Genomic DNA, 20,007 nt, shown 5'->3' with positions numbered 1-20,007 from the left:
TATATTTAAACTCGAAAATTAAAAAGAAATAAAATTGCTAAAACTTCCGCTTATCCTACCATAACATGGAGTATAACAGTAATTTTATTCTGTATATAAACTAGTTAGGTCTAATTTGAAAAAAATGAAGTACACAAATTTAACATTAGTGCTTTTGATTATTATTTGTGGATGTAAATCGTCTGGAAAAATAGCCGAAAAACAAAATGATAAACAAGATTGGGTAAATTATCTTTTCAGAAATTATATCGGAGAGAAGCCGAGTGCAAGCTTTATAGTAATCAAAGAGGGCAAAACTTTAGATTGCCAAAGTTTTGGATACGCTGATTTAGAGAATAAAGTTTTAGCTAATTCCCAAACAAATTACCGACTTGGTTCTGTTACAAAACAGTTTACAGCAATGGGAGTTTTGATTTTGATAAATCAAGGACAACTAAATTATGACACTAAACTGAACGAAGTAATTACCGAATTTCCAGATTATGGCAAAGAAATCACGATTAAGGATTTATTAACACATCGTTCAGGTCTTCAACCTTATAATAAACTATATCCTAAAGATGCAGAAAAGCAAATTGTCGACAAAGATGTACTCAATCTTCTAATAGCTCAAGACAGCCTTTTATTTCCAGCAAATTCTAAATACAAATATAGTAATTCAGGTTATGCAATTTTAGCTATTATTATAGAACGAATATCTGGTAGAACTTTCAAAGATTTTATGGATAAAGAAATTTTCAATAAAATTGGTATGACGAATAGTACGGTCTACTTAAACGATTTAAATATAAAAAATCGTGCACAAGGTTATAAACTCAATGACACTCTATATGAAAATAATGACCAAAATACCTGGTCAGCCATACAAGGCGATGGTGGTATTTACTCTTCTGTTAGTGATTATCTAAATTGGGATAGAAGTCTATATGATGAAACACTTATAAAAACTGAATTGAGAAATGATGCTTTTTCAAATTGGGATAAAAATGGAAAAAACGACCAAGCAGGTTATGGTTTTGGTTGGCACATTAAAATCAAAAACAATATAAAATATTTAATTCACGGCGGACTTACAACTGGTTTCAGAAATTTTTCTTTACGTATTCCATCAGAAAAAATCACAATAGTTATTTATACTAATATATCTGATTATAGTTATAAAGATATATCCAATAAAGGATTTGCTTTGGCAAGTTTATATTCAGATAATAAATTGCCAATGCCTATTGATTTGGCTATAGAAAGAGAGATTAGCAATAATGGAAGTGAGAACATCAGCAAATATTATAATGAGTTAACTACAAATAAAAACAAGTACGAAATCAATCCCAAAGATTTAACTTCATTAGGTTTTGTTTATAAGAGAAAAAAAGAGGATGAAAGCTGTTTGAATATCTTTAATTTAGTGATTGAGAAATTCCCAGATTACTTTGGTGGTTATTATGGATTAGCTCAATATTATAAGGCAGAAGAAAATAACCAAAAAGCAATTCAATATTATAAAATTGTTACCGAATTAGGAACGAGTAATGACCAATTTCAAATTAATTATTCAAAGAAAATGATTAAACAATTGAGCGAATAAAACTGTGCCTAACAAAGAACTGAGGTAAAAAATAAGAAAATTTCCCAAAACTTTATACCAAAGCACTTTTATAATCAGCATCATACGGTAAACCACTTTTTACAATAGCAAAAGCTTGTTTTAGTAACTTATTACACACCGCTATTAAAGCAAGTTTTTTACTCATACGATTTACAAATATCTTACTTTTCTATATCTTTAAACTAGAGTTGACACTTCTTTTACACTTTTTTGACATTTTTCACCTCCCGTCATTACTAAGGAGAAACGACTGAAGTAATCTGTTTATTGAGAATACGCGACTTAAAAATTGCTTCGTTTTCACTCGTAATGACATATTTTGTCTTTTCGAACGGAAGTGTAACGGACGTAAGAAACCGCAAGGTTCAGCGAACCTAAATCTCATTAATTAACAACTGTCATTTCGACCAGAGTAAGAAATCTTATTAAAACGAGTGACTCACAACTTTGAGATTTCTCAGTCGCTCATAAAATCGCTTATTCGAAATGACATTATTTTTTTATCTTTAAAACTCAAAAAACTAAAATTATAAAAACTTTAGTTTGCCGAATATTACTTTTTTTTTCGATAACTAAACTAATTGCTACAACCTGAAAAGATACAAACATGGAACATTACTTAAAAAAAGAGCTTTATGATTTAATCAAAACAGATAATTCAATATTTTCTTTCATTCAAGAAGGATCTCTAGATGGTTTGTGGTATTGGGACTTAGAAAACCCTGAAAATGAATGGATGAGTGAAAAATTTTGGACAGAGTTAGGGTATAATCCAGAAGATATGCCCCATAAAAGTAATGCTTGGCAAGATATTATAAATAAAGATGATTTAAATATTGCTCTTGAAAACTTCAATAAGCATTGTAAAGACTCTAATCATCCATACGATCAAGTTGTTAGATATAGACACAAAGATGGATCAACAGTTTACATCAGGTGTAGAGGTTTAGTTATTCGAGATAGTCTTGGTACACCTATTAGAATGTTGGGGGCTCATAATAATATTACCACAATTATGACGACAACGACAAAACTAAAAGAAGCCAATGAAATACTGGCTGAGAAGAATAGAGAATTAGAACAGTTTGCATATATAGCTTCACATGATTTACAAGAACCTATAAATACTATTCAAAGCTTTGTTGATATATTATCGCAAGATTTTGAGAGTAGTATTAGTCCTGAAGCTGATGAATACCTCAATTACATATCTGTTTCTGCTGAACGAATGAAAAAACTTATTAAGTCATTACTCGATTTCAGTAAGCTCGGTACTGAGAGAAATTTAAGTAGTATAGATTGTAATAAGTTATTAAAGGACGTTTTAATTGATCTTAACCTGAAAATTAAAAATAGTAAAGCGATTATAAAAATTGGTCAATTACCTGAATTAAAAGGTTACGAAACTGAGCTAAGACTTTTGTTTCAAAACTTAATTGAAAATGCTATCAAATTTCAAAAACAAAACGTAAGCCCTGAAATATTCATTAATGCTAAAAAGGAAAACGGATGGACATTTTCAATTACAGACAATGGAATAGGCATTGATGAACGTTACAGTAATAAAATATTTTCTATCTTCCAAAGGCTAAACCAGAGATCTGAATACGAAGGAACAGGTATCGGTCTCGCTCATTGTAAAAAAATAGCATCTATGCACAATGGAAATATTTGGGTTCAATCCGAATTAGGTACTGGAAGTACATTCTACTTCAATATAAAGGTATAATTAAACCTACTAGTATTAACTAACAGGCTTTATTAGAAACCAGAAACTCTTTCCTCTACTTTCTCCCATTCTTCCATGAGTTCGTCTACTTTTGCTTTTTTAGCTTTGTAGTTTTCAAAAAAGTTAGGGCGTGAAGAAACTTCGTCGTAATTCTGAGCTAATTCTAAATCTATTTTTCCAATTTCAGCTTCTAATTTTGCAATTTGCGTTTCAATTTTATTAAGCTTGTTTTTTAGCTTTTTAAGCTCTTTTTCCTGCTCTCTCGATAATTGATAAACTTCTTTTTTAGAAGTGTCTTTTACTTCTTTCACTACGGTTCTTTTTTCAGCATCACGTAAGTTTTCCATTTTGTGTTGCTCTAAGAAATAATCGATATCACCTAGATATTCTTTTATTTCACGATCTTTAAATCCGTAAACAGTAGTCGTTAATCCTTGTAAGAAATCACGGTCGTGAGATACTACGATTAAGGTTCCATTAAAGTTTTGCAGTGCTTTTTTTAATACGTTTTTAGAAGCAATATCTAAGTGGTTGGTAGGCTCATCCATTATCAACACATTGAATGGTGACAGCAACAACTTACACAATGCCAAACGGTTTCGCTCACCTCCTGATAATACTTTCGCCTTTTTATCCACGGCTTCTCCACCAAACAAAAACGAACCTAACATATCTCGTACACGCATTCTATTACTATCAGTAGCTGCATCTTCCATGATCTCCAACACCGTTTTCTCTGGTGGTAATTCTTCCGACTGATTCTGTGCAAAATATCCTATTTCAACATTATGACCGAGTTTCAATTCTCCTTCAAATGGAATTTCACCCATCATCATTTTTGCTAAGGTTGATTTTCCTTGTCCATTTTGACCTACAAATGCAATTTTACTATCACGTTCTATTAATAAGTTTACATCTTTTAAAACCTCTTTTTCTCCGTAGTTTTTTGTTAAGTTTTCAGCTTCAACAATAATTTTACCAGGTTCTTTTGATATGGCAAAACGAACATTCATTACCGCATTATCATCTTGATCTACTTCAATACGTTCAACTTTTTCTAGCTTTTTCATTAACGATTGGGCCATAGACGCCTTACTCGCTTTAGCTCTAAATTTTTCTATCAGCTTTTCGGTATGCTCTATCTCCTTTTGCTGATTTTTCTGCGTTTGTAACTGCTTTTCTTTAATTTCAGCTCGTAATTTTAAAAACTCAGAATATGGCTTTTTATAATCGTAAATTTGACCTAATGAAATTTCTATCGTTCTATTAGTTACATTATCTAAAAACATTTTATCATGCGATACTAATAAGATAGCTCCTGCATAACTTTTTAAGAAATTTTCTAACCAAATAATCGATTCGATATCTAAGTGGTTGGTAGGTTCATCGAGTAATAAAATATCATTATTCTGTAATAGTAATTTTGCTAATTCAATTCGCATACGCCAACCTCCAGAAAAGGTATCTGTTAACTTATCAAAGTCTTCTCGTTGAAACCCTAACCCTTGTAATATTTTTTCGGTTTCTCCTTGATAATTGTAACCTCCTAGTAATTCGTAACGTTCTGTTTTTTCATTTAAATCAATAATTAACTGATTGTACGACTCACTTTCATAATCGGTTCTTTCAGCTAGTTGTCTGTTTATCTCATCTAAATCTAACTCTATTTCTTTAATTTCGGTAAATGCTTGGTAGGCTTCTTCTAAAATAGTTCTTCCATGAACAAAGTCGATATCCTGACGTAAAAACCCGATACGCACATCTTTATCAAATGCTAATGTTCCTCCACTACTTTCAATATCTTTTGATAAAACTTTTAATAAAGTAGATTTTCCTGCTCCATTTTTTCCAATCAATCCAATTCTGTCTCCTTTTATTAATTTAAAAGTGATTCCGGAGAACAAATCTGTTCCCATAAATGAAACTGATACATCGTGTACGTTTAACATATTTTTATCAAATTACTTTGGTTTTGTAACTAGAGTTACAAACGAGAGTTTTATTTTTGTTGAAATTTGTGCAAACTTACAAAAAGCAAATAGTTAATTAGACTTAATACATAGAAGAAATGTTTGGGAAAGGAAGTAAATTATATAGTATTTTCAATAGTAAATGTCCTCGTTGTCATGAAGGGGAGTTTTTTAAACACAAGCTTAACTTCAATCCTAAAAAGGTTACCACACTATACGACAACTGCCCAAAATGTAATTTAAAGTACATGATGGAACCTTCTTTTTTCTTTGGTGCTATGTATGTTAATTATGGTTTAGCAGTCGCTCTTTTTGTTGCTATTTTTATTATTGCTAAAGTATTTATTGGGCTATCTATTTTACATAGTTTTATAGCTATTGTTGCTGTCTCTTTGATTCTAACGCCTGTTACCTTACGACTTTCAAGAATTATTTGGATTAATCTTTTTGTGAGTTATAAAAAAGAGGCTAAAGAGTTGCAATCGGAAAAATAGTAGCTTTTAAATTATAGCCATTAGTTTCCTTAAAGTATAAGAGTTAATTTAGGTTGATTATTCAGCGAACCTTTTTATATCTATTTCTTTATCTAACTCTTCATTACTTTCAAGGTGATTAAATAGATTTTCAGCTACAGTTGGTGCAATCATTACACCTCGTGTTCCTAAGCCGTTTAAAACGGCTAATTTTGGATATTTTGGGTGTTTTCCTACTAAAGGTCTTCTATCTTTAACTGTTGGACGTATTCCTGCTGATTGCTCTATTATTGTATATGGAACAGATATAACTTTTTGTAGTTTTTCTTCTAACTCTTTTCTTCCTTCTTCAGTTGGAACTGATGTTTTGTCTGTCCAATTAAACGTTGCTCCTATTTTGTAATTATCGTTACCTAATGGCATAATAAAAACATTTCCTTTTAATAAAAAATCTATTTTCAATTCAGGAGCATGTATTGTTATGGTTTCTCCTTTTGTTCCGTTTAAAGGTAAATAGTTAAAAAATGGGTTTTTCTTTAATCCAAAACCTTCACTAAACACAATTCTTTTTGCAGTAATGTCTTCGTACTTAACTTTCTCTTCTTCAATCTTTACTTTTGAATAGTCAAAGGCTTGTTTTATGAGACTTTTTAATGACTTGATATATTTCTTATAGTATTTCACTAATAATGGTGTATCGATTCTCCCTGTATCTTTTAAATCTCCAAATCCATAATCACCTATAATACCTTTTATTTTTTCTTTTGAAATTTCTGAATTCATGTAGTAAGATAACATTTGTTTATCAGATGCTATAAACCAGTTGTTTTGATCTCCTACACTTGTGAATACCTTTTTTGTAGTAAATTTATAATCTAACGTGATCTGCAATTTTTCTTCTAATCCTCTATAAAAAGGAATTGCTTTTTGTAATTGCTCATGTCCATTCCAAACGGGTGTAAATCGTTTCAAAATTACAGGATTATATACACCACCAGCAACTACTGAAGACACTTGAGATTCATTTTCAAAAACTATAAAGCTTTTGTTATTTTTTATTAATTGTTCTGTAAAAGCTATTCCTGATAACCCTAAGCCAACGATAATATAATCTACCTCTGTATTCATAACCCAAAAATACTATTATTACAACAAAAAAGAGCTTGCAATGCAAGCTCTTTTTTGTTTATATTGAAAAGGAATACTAGTAATTCCACATATCCATTTCTCTATTACGGATACCTTCTTTAATTCTATTTGCTTCTAACAATTGAAATAAAGAGTTACCACGAACGTAATCAGAAATTGCTCTGTCTCCGTAGATATTCTCCTCTCTAAGAATAGTAGAAGTGAAACGTCTGGCATTTAACAGGTTGTCGTACGACAATGGTTGTGCCGAATTTTCTGGGTTGAATACTTTAGAGTTGTGTAATGTTTCTCTCGCAGCTGGGAAAAATACCCAAAATAACTCATAAACATTTTCACTATCATCAATTTCTTCAACTCCCATTACTTGTACATCTGGTCCCATTGGTGCTAAGGCTAATAAACGATATTTCAACTCTCCTTGACGTTTGTCAAAATACCACAATCCTTTTAACATATACCCTTTAATGTCCTGTGACTGTACATAATAAGGATCTATATAGTCTCCATTTTGACGCTCGTTGAAAGTCATCAAATTAACCTCTTCCATCCCTATTTTTGTAGTAAAGTAAGAATCATTATAGACCTCTGTTATTTCACCGTTTTTAATACCTTTTAATAAGGTATCAAACAAAGAACGTCTTGTTAACCCTGCATTCATAGTATCAATTGGGAAATAATAAGGAAGATTTATTTTTTGATTTAAATCTACATATTCCCACACCACTTTAGACCACAACACATCTCTATCACTAATATAGCCATAAGGAAGTGGTTTGTCATCTTCTGAAGCAATTTGAGCTTCAGATTTAAACCCAATTTCTTCTACCTTTTTTGCATTTAAAAGGTTAGCTTGTGCACTTGCATAACTTGTTGCTGCAAACGCGAATAAAACCATATAAAAACGCTTCCAATTCATACTTTCTTGTTTTTACTTATTAATTCGTAATTTCAATACTAACAGGCAATACCTTTTTGATTCTATAATTAGATCCAGAAACAGATGCTTTAATATCAAAGATAGTAATTACATCATTTCTTCTTGCCTTGTTAATTGCCGCTTTAGCTCTTGAATTCATAGATCTTCCATTAATAGGAATAGCAACTTGTCCAGGTACCTTAATTTTAAAACTAGATACGTTTAGTTTTAAATCGAATAAGAAATCTGGTAATCCAGCAGCTACACTTACTCTACCTACACTAGCTTTTGGCATTTTAACTGTACCGTATTGACCTCTAACCATACCAACCGCTGGCGGTATGTCTTTAATTCTAAATTTCTTAACAGAACGTACACCTTTTGATGCACCAGTTGGAGTTCCTGTAACTACAATGTTTACTTCACTACCTTTACCTGGGTACATAGCATACTTATCTCCTCTAACTCTTTTCAATCCTGGAGCTCTTGCGCTAACTTTATTTCCAGGTACTCCTGGAATAGAAATTGTTAATGGGTTAGATAAACCACGGTATACAACATTCATCTTGTCTGCAGAAACTAACGCTTCGTTTGGTCTAGGAATTACAGCATAAGCTCCTTTGATATCTATCTTTACAATAGAATCTCCTTCTTTAAATTGGAACTCTCCTTTTAACTCCTTGTCACCTACATTTCCTGCAGGCCCATCTAAAATAACTTGTCCTGCTTGAATTTTTTCTTGCTCAACTTCTTTATCATTAATAATAACTTTCTCAGCAGTTAAGTTAGGATCTTTTTTTCCTAATACAATTCTACCTGATAAGTTTTCTCCTGGATAATAAGCACTCTTATCAAAAACAACCATTGCTTCATACTTGGTCATAGATACAGCACTTTGTAATTCTCCTTGTAATAAAGCTGTTAAAGCATCAGATTCTGTAGCTTTAATGTCTGCTTGAATTTGAGTTAACTTAGTTAAAGATGCAATTAAAGGGAATCCTTCAAAATGATATTTTAACCAGTCAATTTTCTTACCATCTTTGTTCTCTTCTTTGGCTGTACTAAAGCGAGTTGCTATTACACCAGCTACTTCTGCACCTTCTAAAGCCGTTACTGCATCGTTTCTGAAGGCATCTATCTTAGCTACAAACTCTTGTCCTGCTTTTGATATTTTACCTCCTTTAAAGAATAACTCGTCTAAAAACTTAGACTTATCCATTGTTTCATATGCTTCCTTATCTTCTAAATCACCAGTCATTTGGCTCTTTAAGTCTCCTACATAAGCATATAATTCATCCGCAGCTACTTTTAACTTATCAGTTTTCTCTTTAGCTTCACCATACTGTTTAGCTTGTTCTGCTGCTTTTTGAGCTAACGTTTCGTAAGCTGTTTTATTTTTCTCAGTAGCCTTTTCATTTGCTACTGTTAACTTTTCATTCATTAATCCAAAGGCTGATAATACCTCTTTACTCATGTTCATTGCTAACATTGCAATAAACACTAAGTACATCAGGTTAATCATCTTCTGCCTTGGTGATAGTTGTCCTCCTGCCATATTAATTAGTTTGTTTAGTTAAAAAATTAGATAAACTAATTAATTATTTATTAGACATTGCAGTTAACATTCCTCCATATACTCCATTTAATGAAGATAAGTTTGTTGCTAACGATTGCATTTGTTCTTGTAAACGTTGAGAATTTTCAACCATTGCAGAGTTTAAATCAGCTTGTCTACTAGCACTTTCTACTTGTGTTTGATATAAACTGTTTAAAGACTCCATTTGAGCTGCTGCTCTAGACATTTGCTCATTGTAGCTATTAGTAGCTGAAATTGATTGAGAAGCTGAAGCTAATGGCTCTACTGCTCCTTGGAAATTTTTAATACTATCACCTAAACGAGAAACTAATTGAGCATCTAATTTAGCTTCACTTAAGATATTATCTAACTTTTGAGATAACATGCTTTGTGCTTCTTCTGGAGATGCTTCTTTACCTTTTATTCCTAATGATTGACCAGATGCTAACTCTGGGTATACTTTTGTCCAATCTAAATCGTCTTCAACTGCTTCAAACGCTGACAATGCGAAAACTGCTGCTTCAACAATCATACCTACCATTAATACTTCATTTCCAAAAGGCCAGTGTAAAATTTTAAATAATGCTCCAATGATAACTACTGCGGCTCCTAAACCGTAAGCCATATTGAACATTTTCTTAGTTGATTTTGATTGTGCCATAATTCTTGATTTTTAAATTTTGGGGATTAATATTTATTCTTGTTTTCTTGTTAATTACTTTTATTAGTACCTAAATAATCTTGTACTGTTCTAAATCCAATGTAACTTCTTGCTGTATCAGCATATTCCCAATCACGAGAACTTACCTCTAAGAAATACGCTACATCTTTCCAAGAACCACCACGAATTATTTTTCTTCTGTTTTCTTTAATCTCTACGTTTGGATTCATTGTAGACCCCATGTAGTAAGACATTTGATTGTAAGCTGTATTTGTCCACTCAGAAACATTACCTGCCATATTAAACAATCCGTACTCATTAGGATTATAAGACATTGCCTCTACTGTATATAAAGCTCCATCTGCAGCATAGTCTCCACGAACTGGTTTAAAGTTTGCTAAGAAACATCCTCTATCACTTGTTGTACTTGGCCCACCCCAAGGGTATTTACCATAATCTAGACCTCCACGTGCAGCATACTCCCATTCAGCTTCTGTTGGTAATCTGAATGCTGGTACTAATCCTAACTTCTTTCTTGATCTTTGGAAATTATTTTTTGTTTGAGTTCTCCAGTGACAGAATGCTTTTGCCTGATTCCAAGTAACTCCTACTACTGGATAATTTTCGTAAGCTTTATGCCCAAAGTATTCTTGGTGCATTGGGTCATTATATGAGTAATTGAAATCTTTAATCCATACTGTAGTATCTGGATATACGTTTATAACTTCGTCTCTTAAGAAATCTTTTCTATTCTTACCTGTTCTAGCAGCTGCCTCATTATCGAACCAGTAATATCTATAGTTTAACAACTTAGTATTAAATGTTCTGATTCCATTTAAGGCTTCATCTTTTTTGATATATAGAGAATCCATTACTTCAACATAGTCTGAATCTGGATACTCTTGAGAGTCCCAAATAAGTTCCTCTTCCCAGTTTAATGGCTTCAATGAGTCTAGTCCTTCACCTAACTCGTAGTAATTTTCACGCATGTATTTTTCATACGGAGTTTCATTTACTGTATCTTTTGAAGCAAAAGCGTATAACTGAATTCCTTGTGCGTTTTTACCTGCACCTTCTACATCATCACCTCCTAAAGAAGCAAAATCTGCTTGATAAGCTAATTTAGTTCTTGTAATAGAGTCTCTAACCCAATGAACAAATGCTTTGTACTCACTATTAGTTATCTCTGTTTCATCCATGTAAAATGGCTGTACAGTAACGGTTTTAGTTGGAGCGTTCATAGCACCCATAGGGTCTTCATCTTGTTTACCCATGGTGAAAGATCCTCCTGGTATTTTAGCCATACCATATGGTTTCTCTGCAAACCATTTCCTTTTAGACTTTACTCCTACCAATTCTCCTCTATCTCCACTTGAACCACAAGAGTAGATGATAGATGCTAACAATGCAAGTACTGTTATTTTTTTCATATTATATCTTTCTTATAAAAGAGGCGTAAACCTATTATTTTTTTTATTAAAAAACAATTACGAGTTATTATTTTTTACAGAACATACAACTTTCTTCTAAACAAGCTTTTGCAAAGCTTTATACCACCTTTCTGGTGTTTTTTGCTGCAATGCTTGTTCATAATCTCGATAGTTACATGGTATTAACGCATGTCTTTTGTGTTTATTATTCGATATTAAATTTATTTCCATCCACCAACGACCACTTTTATCACTCTTATAAAAGTTTATAGGGTCGTCATCATTCAAAAGTACTGTAAACTTTTGGTAACTTTCTTTTGTTACAAATGGATAATCTTTAGCTCTAGAATTTACTCCTTCAATGAAGTACCAAATTACTTGAGCTATTAAATTTGCTGTTTGACAATTTGAATCTAGCTTACTATTGTACTCATATATTCCAAAGGATGTTACTTTATCGCTAATCCCTGCATAACGTGCAATAGCACAAATTTCCTCTCCATAAAAACCATTTGGTGAAGCATTCTTATTTGCAGGAGCTTCGCTTTGTCGAATACTTCCTATATCTATACTTACAACGTCTGCATCACGCATTATAGGCTCAACTAAAGTTACATCTTTTACCTGCCCAAGCCTATATGCATCAAAATATAATTTATCTAATAAATTTATTTCTTCTTGTGAATTAAAATATGTCTGATAACCTATATTACTAAAATTGAATAAGTTGTTTGGTTGTTCCATAACAATCCTACTCACGTATGACCTTGAACTTAGTTCATCTTCTAATGTCCCTAAATCAAATCGGCTATCTACAGCTACTAAATTAACTGTTTGTTCTAATTCATCATAAGCTCTATAATTTGCGTAAGTTAAATCTTGCCCTCCACCAATTATAATTGGAAGTATATTTTTTTTTAGTAAAAATGCCACTGACGATTTAACAGCAAAATAAGTATCTTCTAGTGTACTTCCTTTTTCTATATTTCCAAGATCGGCTATATGTGTATGCCAATTACCAGGGAATAATTGATATAAGTGCTTACGTATTTCGTGTAGTTCTTTACCGCTACCAAAATTATCTATTGCTCCTCTATCATCTTTAACTCCTAAAATGGCTATAGAAACTTCTGTTAAATCTGGAAAACCGTCTTGAACAGTATGAAGTTGAACATTTCTTCCTAACACAGAAGATGGCTGTAAAACTACGTGAGCAGCTACAGAATCTTCAATAGGTGTAAAGAAGTCTATATTCATTATAAGGGGAATTTAAGAGTCGCAATATACTAAACTATTTTTTTTCTGAAAGCTTCTTTATTTTTTTTTGGTTGCTTTCTTTTTAGCTGCTTTTTTCTTAGGTGTTTTCGCCTCTATCATTTTAACAGCTTCTTCTTGTGTTAGTTTCTCTATTTCTGTGGTTTTAGGGAGCTCTACTTTTATTTTTCCTTTTATCACATTAAAGCGCCCCCAACGTGCTTTTTCGACACGAATACCAACTTCTTCAAAGTTATGAATTAGCTTTTCACGCTCTTTGCGTTTTTTATCTTCAATTAATTCTTCTAAATCTGCTTGACTTAAATTGTCAAAATCGTACTTTTTATTGACATTGATAAAAATAGAATTCCATTTAATAAATGGCCCGAAACGCCCTACTCCTTTTTGTATTGGCATACTTTCATATTCTCCAATAGGAGCATCTGCTTTCCTTTTTATTTCAATCAGTTCAATAGCTCTGTCCATATCTACTGACATTGGATTTTCTCCTTTATCTAATGACACATATTTACCATCAAACTTAATGTAAGGCCCAAACCTTCCGTTAGCTACAACAATCTCTTTCTCTTCATAGTCTCCCAATGTTTTTGGTAACTTAAATAAATCCATTGCCTCTTCATAGGTAATTGAATTCATTGTTTGATCTCCTTGTAAGCTGGCAAAACGAGGTTTCTCTTCGTCTGTTGCTTCTCCTATCTGCACCATTGCTCCATAACGCCCTAAACGCACATATACGTTCTTACCACTATCTGGATCAACACCTAACAAACGTTCTCCTTTTGCTCTTTCTGCATTCGCAGCAACATCTTCTACAACAACATGAAAGTTTTTGTAGAAATCTTTAATCATCTCTGTCCAATCTTCTTTCCCTTCAGCAATATCATCAAACTCATTCTCTACTTTGGCTGTAAAACCATAGTCTAAAATAGTATCGAAATTAGCTACCAAGAAATCATTTACAATGTTCCCTATATCTGTTGGAACCAGTTTTCCTTTATCAGAACCTACTCTTTCAGTTAAAAGTTGTTCTGACACTGTTTGATTTGCTAAACTTAATTGTGTGTAATTTCTTTCTTTTCCTTCTACTGTACCTTTTTCTATATACTGTCTTTTCTGAATGGTTGAAATAGTAGGTGCATACGTAGATGGACGACCAATTCCTAATTCTTCTAGACGTTTTACTAAGGCTGCTTCTGAAAACCTTGCTGATGGCCGTGTATAACGTTCAGTCGCTGTTATTAACTCATTAATTAACTGCTCCTTAACCTCCATCTTAGGTAACATACCTGCTTGCTCTTCTTCTTCATTATCGGTTCCTTCTAAATATACTTTTAAGAAACCTTCAAAAGTGATTACCTCTCCGTTTGCAGTAAATTGCTTCTTATTTTTATTGTTGTCTATTTTTACAACAGTACGCTCTAATTGTGCTTCACTCATTTGTGAGGCAAGTGTACGTTTCCAAATTAAGCTATATAATCTTGTTTGATCGTACTCGCCTGTAATTTCATGATTCTCCATATTGGTTGGACGAATCGCCTCGTGTGCCTCTTGTGCTCCTTTTGATTTCGTAGAGAAATTACGTGGTTTACTATATTCTTCACCATAAGAAGCAATGATTTCAGCTTGTGCTGCATTTTTTGCATCATCAGATAAGTTCACACTATCTGTTCTCATATAGGTTATTAACCCTGCTTCATACAAGCGTTGGGCTACCATCATTGTTTTAGCAACAGGAAAACCTAATTTTCTTGATGCTTCTTGCTGTAAGGTAGATGTTGTAAACGGTGGTGCTGGAGATTTTTTTGCTGGTTTTTTTTGCAAATCAGCTACAGAGAATTCTGCATCTAAACAAGAATTCAAGAAGTCTTCTGCTTCTTTTTTTGTTGAGAAATTCTTCGCCAGTTTTGCTTTAAACTTTTTTCCTTCTGCATTTACAAATTCTGCATCAACTCGGTAAGAAGCTACAGGAGTAAATCCTTCAATTTCTCTTTCACGCTCTACAATTAAACGTACTGCTACTGACTGTACTCTACCTGCAGATAAACCTGGCTTTACTTTCCTCCATAAAACAGGAGACAACTCATATCCTACAATTCTATCTAATACACGTCGTGCTTGTTGTGCATCGACAAGATTATAATTAATAGTACGCGGATTTTCTATTGCTTTTAAAATCGCCTTTTTAGTAATAGAGTTAAAAACAATACGTTTTGTGTTCTCATCTTTTAACTTTAATTGTTCCGCCAAGTGCCATGCTATAGCCTCTCCCTCGCGGTCTTCATCGGATGCTAACCAAACAGTTTCTGCTTTTTTTGCTAAATCTTTCAGTTTCTTTACCACTGCTTTTTTATCAGTAGAAACTATATATTTCGGTTTGAAATCTCCTTCTACATTTACACCTAACTCTTTTGATGGTAAGTCTGCAATGTGTCCAAAACTCGATTCAACCTGAAAGTCCTTTCCTAAAAACTTCTCTATCGTTTTCGCTTTAGCAGGTGACTCAACTATTACTAAATTTTTTGCCATACGTCTTATATCTCTTATCTCATTTTACACCTTATTAATATAGGCATAATTCAGTTTGCAAAAGTATATAGTTTTTTTTTAATGAGTCATTTTTAACAAAATTTTACTTTTTCTTAAAAAAACTATCCATGTCAATTTGTCACAAATTACACATTTTGGTTGTATCTTTGCACCCTAAATTTAGTACGATTTTAGGATTTATGGAACACATAGAGAAAGTAATTGATGAGAAAAAACAAGGAAAAGCCCTTGTTACAGAACACAAAGACGGAAACAGTAAAAAACTTTTTATTGAAAGTTATGGTTGTCAAATGAATATGAACGATAGCGAGATTGTGGCGTCAATTTTAGCTGAACAAGGTTTTAATACTACACAAAACCTAGAAGATGCTGATTTAGTATTGGTAAACACTTGTTCTATTCGTGAAAAAGCAGAAACAACTGTTCGTAAGAGACTGCAAAAATACAACGCTGTTAAAAAAACAAACCCAACTATGAAGGTTGGTGTTTTAGGTTGTATGGCTGAACGATTAAAAGAAAAATTTTTAGAAGAAGAGAAAATCGTCGACTTAGTTGTAGGGCCTGATGCATATCGTGATTTACCAAATTTAATAGAAGAGGTAGACGCAGGTCGTGATGCTGTAAATGTAATTTTATCGAAAGAAGAAACCTATGCTGATGTTTCTCCTGTACGTTTAAACTCTAACGGAGTTTCTGCATTTGTATCAATTACTCGTGGTTGTGATAACATGTGTACATTCTGTGTGGTTCCTTTTACTCGTGGTCGTGAACGTAGTCGTGACCCAAAGAGTATTATTGAAGAAATCCGCAGTATGCAAGAAAAGAATTTTAAAGAAATTACTTTGCTAGGTCAGAATGTAGATTCTTACTTATGGTATGGTGGTGGATTGAAAAAAGATTTCAAGAAAGCTTCAGAATTAGCTCAAGCTTCTGCTGTAGATTTCGCTCAGCTACTAGACATGTGTGCTACTGAGTTTCCAAAAATGCGTTTTCGCTTTTCTACATCCAATCCACAAGATATGACCTTGGATGTAATTCATGTAATGGCAAAACACCAAAACATTTGTAAATACATTCATTTACCTGTTCAAAGTGGAAGTAACAATATGTTAAAAGCTATGAACCGTCAACATACTCGTGAAGAATACATGGAGTTAGTTAACAATATTTATAAGATTATTCCTGAAATGGCTTTAAGTCAAGATATGATTGCTGGTTTCTGTGGGGAAACAGAACAAGATCATCAAGATACTTTAGACCTAATGCGTCATGTAAAATATAGTTTCGGTTTTATGTTTGCATACTCTGAAAGACCCGGGACTTTAGCTGCTAAAAAGATGGAAGACGATGTTCCTTTAGCTATTAAAAAACGTCGTTTACAGGAAATTATCGACTTGCAACAAGAACACAGTTTATACAGAACCAATGAAAATCTTGGTCAAATTCAAGAAGTTTTAATCGAAGGAACTTCAAAGAGAAACGAAAATGAGTGGAAAGGTCGTAATACACAAAACACCGTAGTTGTTTTCCCTAAGGAAAATTATAAAATCGGAGATTTTGTAAACGTAAAAATTGAAGATTGTACTTCAACTACTTTAAAAGGTATGCCCGTTGGATATTCAGAAAACAATTAATTTTTAGTAAAAGTTTAGCTGTTTAAAAAATTGAAGAATTGTAATCTTCGAACTTTTAAGCCAAAAAACTTTAAAACTATATAAATGGAAAATTTACAAGCTATAAAACAACGCTTTGGCATTATCGGTAATGATGTGCAGCTTAATCGTGCAATTGAGAAATCGATTCGAGTGGCTCCTACCGATATTTCAGTATTAGTTACTGGTGAAAGCGGTGTTGGAAAAGAAAATATTCCGAAGATAATTCATCAATTATCGCACAGAAAACACGCAAAATATATTGCTGTAAACTGTGGTGCTATTCCTGAAGGAACTATTGATAGTGAATTATTCGGACATGAGAAAGGAGCTTTTACAGGAGCTACACAAACAAGAAAAGGTTATTTTGAAGTCGCTGATGGTGGTACTATCTTTTTAGATGAAGTTGGAGAATTACCATTAACAACTCAAGTACGTTTACTTCGTGTATTAGAAAATGGAGAATTTATAAAGGTAGGTTCTTCTCAAGTACAAAAAACAAATGTTCGTATTGTAGCTGCTACCAATGTAAATATGCACGAAGCCATTTCTAAAGAAAAATTCCGTGAAGATTTATACTATCGTTTAAGTACTATAGAAATCCCATTACCTCCTTTAAGAGAACGCGGAGAGGACATACATTTATTATTCAGAAAGTTTGCTGCAGATTTTGCGCAGAAATATCGAATGCCAACTATAAGATTGGATGAAAACGCAGTAAAAATTTTATTAAACTATCATTTTCCTGGGAATATTCGTCAATTAAAAAATATTGCTGAACAAGTATCAATTGTTGAAGAAGACAGATTAATTACTCCTGAAAAACTAGTTCAATATTTACCAGAAAATCGCAGTAATTTACCTGCTGTCGTTGGAGGTAAAACTGTAAATCAATCAGATTTCGCTAACGAACGAGATATCATGTATAAAATTTTATTTGATATGCGTAATGACATTAATGATCTAAAAAAACTAACGTTAGACTTAATGCAAAATGGTGACTCTGAACAGGTTCAAGAAGACAATCATCGTTTAATTGAACGTATATATCAAGATCAAGACTTGCCGGAGTCTTCAAATATTGAAGTAGTACAAATACCTAAATCATCTTCACACCAAAGTGAGTATGATTATGCGGAAACAATTGAAGAAGATGAGAGTCTATCATTACAAGAAAAAGAAATTGAAATGATAAAAAAATCTCTTGAAAAAAATAACGGAAAACGTAAATTAGCAGCTAAAGAGCTAGGAATTTCTGAAAGAACCTTATACAGAAAAATAAAACAATACGACTTATAGCAAACAATAGTTGTATACCATTATAAAACTTGAATTGTTTACATTTGATTTCATGAAAAAGCTATTTTACATTATTACTTTTATTACCACAACCATTGTGATGTTAGGTTGTGGAGCATACTCTTTTACAGGTGGAGATACAGGAAATGCAAAAACAATTCAGGTTGATTTTTTTCCTAACCAAGCTCCATTAGTAGAGCCTACTTTAAGTCAAAAATTCACACAAGACTTACAAGATTTATTTACACGCCAAACCAACTTAACTCTGGTTTCTTCTGGTGGTGATTTACATTTTTCAGGTGAAATTCTTGACTACCGTGTTACACCAATGAGTGCTACCGCACAGCAAACTGCTGCTCAAAACCGATTAACAATTACTATAAATGTAAATTTTGTTAACAATTTAAATGAAAAGAAAAATTTTGAAAAACGTTTTTCTTTTTACTACGATTATGGAGCTAATCAACAGTTAACAGGTACTGTGTTAGAAACCGCGTTAGATGAAATTTTAGAACGAATTACACAAGATATTTTTAATGCTTCTGTAGGAGACTGGGGATAATTTTGAAAAAAGACACATACATACAATTATTAGAAAAACCTGAATTAATTTCGCAAGAACATCTTTCAGACATTACTACTATTGTTCAAGAATATCCTTATTTTCAATCTGCTAGAGCGCTTCGTTTAAAAGTTTTAAAGAATCAAGAAAGCTACAAATACAATAACGAATTAAAAATAACAGCTTCTCATACTAGTGACAGAACTGTTTTGTTTGACTTTATTACTTCTGAAGCTTTTAAAAAAACACCTAAAAAAGAAGAAAAAACTAGCTTAAAAGATAAAATTCTTCCTAAAAAGAAAACAACAAAAGTTTCAGTTATAGAAGAAGATTTAGCTATAGGAAAACCTCTTTCGTTCACAGAAAAAGAAACTTTTTCTTTTAATCAATGGTTACAATTATCTTCTAAAAAAGCTATTGTAAGAACTTCTGATAATAAGGTTCCAAACAAACAGCAACAAGAAGCTCCAGTAAAATCTGAACACGAGGCTATTATTGATCGTTTTATTGAAACTACTCCAAAAATATCTCGTCCTAGTAAAACAAATACTGCAGATATAAAAGTATCCGAGAATCAACAAAATAATCAATTAGCTACAGAAACCTTAGCTAAGGTATACTTAGAACAAAAGAAATATGATAGCGCTATTCAAGCATATAAAATATTAAGTTTGAAATATCCAGAAAAAAGTGGTTTCTTTGCAGACCAAATTAAAAGAATACAAATTTTACAAAACAACAAATAGATGACAACGTATACTTTACTTTTAGTTTTAATATTGATTGTTGCAATAGCATTAATCTTAATTGTAATGGTTCAAAATCCTAAAGGTGGAGGATTATCTTCATCATTTGGAGGTGGTGGTGCTCAAAGTATTGGAGGTGTACAAAATACAAATAGCTTTTTAGACAGAACTACTTGGACATTAGCTATTACTATGTTTGCTTTAATTTTATTAGCAAACTTTGCTATTCCAAGAGGTAACGCAGCTGACGCTCCTCAATTAAATGAAACTTTAAACAATATTGAAACTACAACTACTCCTGCTACACCGGCAGCAACAGGTACTGCTAAAGATAGCGCTCAGTAGTTTTTACAAAATACAATATGAAATGCCAACGTAAATGACACGTTGGCATTTTTTTTATTTATAAATCTAGT

Annotated in this window: 16 protein-coding genes and 1 pseudogene; 8 read left to right on the top strand and 9 right to left on the bottom strand. The window is 32.5% G+C overall.

The genetic code is table 11. The features are described 5' to 3' along the window. The first annotated feature begins 124 nt into the window (after nt 1–124). Nucleotides 125–1,585 (top strand): serine hydrolase, encoded by a 1,461-nt coding sequence (locus tag ACQYZ7_RS05795; RefSeq protein WP_430728812.1) that lies wholly within the window; start codon nt 125–127, stop codon nt 1,583–1,585. A 52-nt stretch (nt 1,586–1,637) separates the two neighbouring features. On the opposite strand, the pseudogene ACQYZ7_RS05790 reads toward ACQYZ7_RS05795, so the two are convergent. Beyond that, nucleotides 1,638–1,751, bottom strand: a pseudogene (locus tag ACQYZ7_RS05790) (IS110 family transposase); the annotation flags it as partial. A 462-nt stretch (nt 1,752–2,213) separates the two neighbouring features. On the opposite strand from ACQYZ7_RS05790, the gene ACQYZ7_RS05785 reads away from it, so the two are divergent. Next, entirely contained in the window at nt 2,214–3,335 is a 1,122-nt protein-coding gene (locus ACQYZ7_RS05785) for a sensor histidine kinase (RefSeq protein ID WP_430728811.1), read from the top strand. A 32-nt stretch (nt 3,336–3,367) separates the two neighbouring features. Here the strand turns inward: ACQYZ7_RS05785 and ACQYZ7_RS05780 are convergent, their stop codons facing one another. Continuing rightward, the gene (locus tag ACQYZ7_RS05780; RefSeq protein WP_430728810.1) at nt 3,368–5,284 is read right to left on the bottom strand and encodes an ABC-F family ATP-binding cassette domain-containing protein; all 1,917 of its coding nucleotides are present in this window, start codon (nt 5,282–5,284) and stop codon (nt 3,368–3,370) included. Nucleotides 5,285–5,403: 119 nt separating this feature from the next. Here ACQYZ7_RS05780 and ACQYZ7_RS05775 point away from each other — a divergent pair, with 119 nt between their 5' ends. Then, complete coding sequence (locus tag ACQYZ7_RS05775; protein ID WP_430728809.1) at nt 5,404–5,799, top strand: DUF983 domain-containing protein; 396 nt, start codon at nt 5,404–5,406, stop codon at nt 5,797–5,799. Between the two features lie 57 nt (nt 5,800–5,856). Here ACQYZ7_RS05775 and ACQYZ7_RS05770 read toward each other — a convergent pair whose 3' ends face one another. The 7 genes from ACQYZ7_RS05770 to topA all read right to left on the bottom strand — a co-directional run bounded on the left by ACQYZ7_RS05770 (nt 5,857) and on the right by topA (nt 15,311). After that, nucleotides 5,857–6,906 carry an NAD(P)/FAD-dependent oxidoreductase gene (locus tag ACQYZ7_RS05770; RefSeq protein ID WP_430728808.1) on the bottom strand — a complete coding sequence of 350 codons (1,050 nt, stop codon included), beginning with the start codon at nt 6,904–6,906 and terminating at the stop codon, nt 5,857–5,859. 76 nt (nt 6,907–6,982) lie between these two features. Next, entirely contained in the window at nt 6,983–7,843 is an 861-nt protein-coding gene (gene gldN / locus ACQYZ7_RS05765; protein WP_430728807.1) for a gliding motility protein GldN, read from the bottom strand. 19 nt (nt 7,844–7,862) lie between these two features. Beyond that, the gene (gldM, locus tag ACQYZ7_RS05760; protein WP_430728806.1) at nt 7,863–9,398 is read right to left on the bottom strand and encodes a gliding motility protein GldM; all 1,536 of its coding nucleotides are present in this window, start codon (nt 9,396–9,398) and stop codon (nt 7,863–7,865) included. A 43-nt stretch (nt 9,399–9,441) separates the two neighbouring features. After that, nucleotides 9,442–10,080 carry a gliding motility protein GldL gene (gene gldL / locus ACQYZ7_RS05755; protein ID WP_115900183.1) on the bottom strand — a complete coding sequence of 213 codons (639 nt, stop codon included), beginning with the start codon at nt 10,078–10,080 and terminating at the stop codon, nt 9,442–9,444. A gap of 50 nt (nt 10,081–10,130) precedes the next feature. After that, entirely contained in the window at nt 10,131–11,510 is a 1,380-nt protein-coding gene (gene gldK, locus ACQYZ7_RS05750; RefSeq protein WP_430728805.1) for a gliding motility lipoprotein GldK, read from the bottom strand. Nucleotides 11,511–11,606: 96 nt separating this feature from the next. Then, on the bottom strand, nt 11,607–12,767 hold the full coding sequence (locus ACQYZ7_RS05745) for a formimidoylglutamase (protein ID WP_430728804.1): 1,161 nt from the start codon (nt 12,765–12,767) through the stop codon (nt 11,607–11,609). Nucleotides 12,768–12,824: 57 nt separating this feature from the next. Beyond that, nucleotides 12,825–15,311, bottom strand: coding sequence for a type I DNA topoisomerase (topA, locus tag ACQYZ7_RS05740; protein ID WP_430728803.1), 2,487 nt, complete (start codon nt 15,309–15,311; stop codon nt 12,825–12,827). A 200-nt stretch (nt 15,312–15,511) separates the two neighbouring features. On the opposite strand from topA, the gene miaB reads away from it, so the two are divergent. From miaB to secG, 5 genes are all read left to right on the top strand, one after another. Continuing rightward, nucleotides 15,512–16,966: a tRNA (N6-isopentenyl adenosine(37)-C2)-methylthiotransferase MiaB gene (miaB, locus tag ACQYZ7_RS05735; protein WP_430728879.1), complete on the top strand. Its 1,455-nt coding sequence runs from the start codon at nt 15,512–15,514 to the stop codon at nt 16,964–16,966. A gap of 84 nt (nt 16,967–17,050) precedes the next feature. Next, nucleotides 17,051–18,283, top strand: a complete 1,233-nt coding sequence (locus tag ACQYZ7_RS05730) for a sigma-54 interaction domain-containing protein (protein ID WP_430728802.1) — start codon at nt 17,051–17,053, stop codon at nt 18,281–18,283. A 52-nt stretch (nt 18,284–18,335) separates the two neighbouring features. Next, nucleotides 18,336–18,845 (top strand): LptE family protein, encoded by a 510-nt coding sequence (locus ACQYZ7_RS05725; protein ID WP_430728801.1) that lies wholly within the window; start codon nt 18,336–18,338, stop codon nt 18,843–18,845. A gap of 2 nt (nt 18,846–18,847) precedes the next feature. Then, nucleotides 18,848–19,591, top strand: coding sequence for a hypothetical protein (locus ACQYZ7_RS05720; RefSeq protein ID WP_430728800.1), 744 nt, complete (start codon nt 18,848–18,850; stop codon nt 19,589–19,591). Further along, entirely contained in the window at nt 19,592–19,936 is a 345-nt protein-coding gene (gene secG, locus ACQYZ7_RS05715; RefSeq protein ID WP_430728799.1) for a preprotein translocase subunit SecG, read from the top strand. It begins immediately after the preceding gene. The last annotated feature ends 71 nt before the right edge of the window (nt 19,937–20,007 follow it).

The sequence above is a fragment of the Tenacibaculum sp. SDUM215027 genome (genome assembly GCF_050566205.1).
In the GTDB taxonomy this organism is placed as follows: Bacteria; Bacteroidota; Bacteroidia; order Flavobacteriales; family Flavobacteriaceae; genus Polaribacter.
This window is presented reverse-complemented; position numbering and strand designations above follow the sequence as displayed.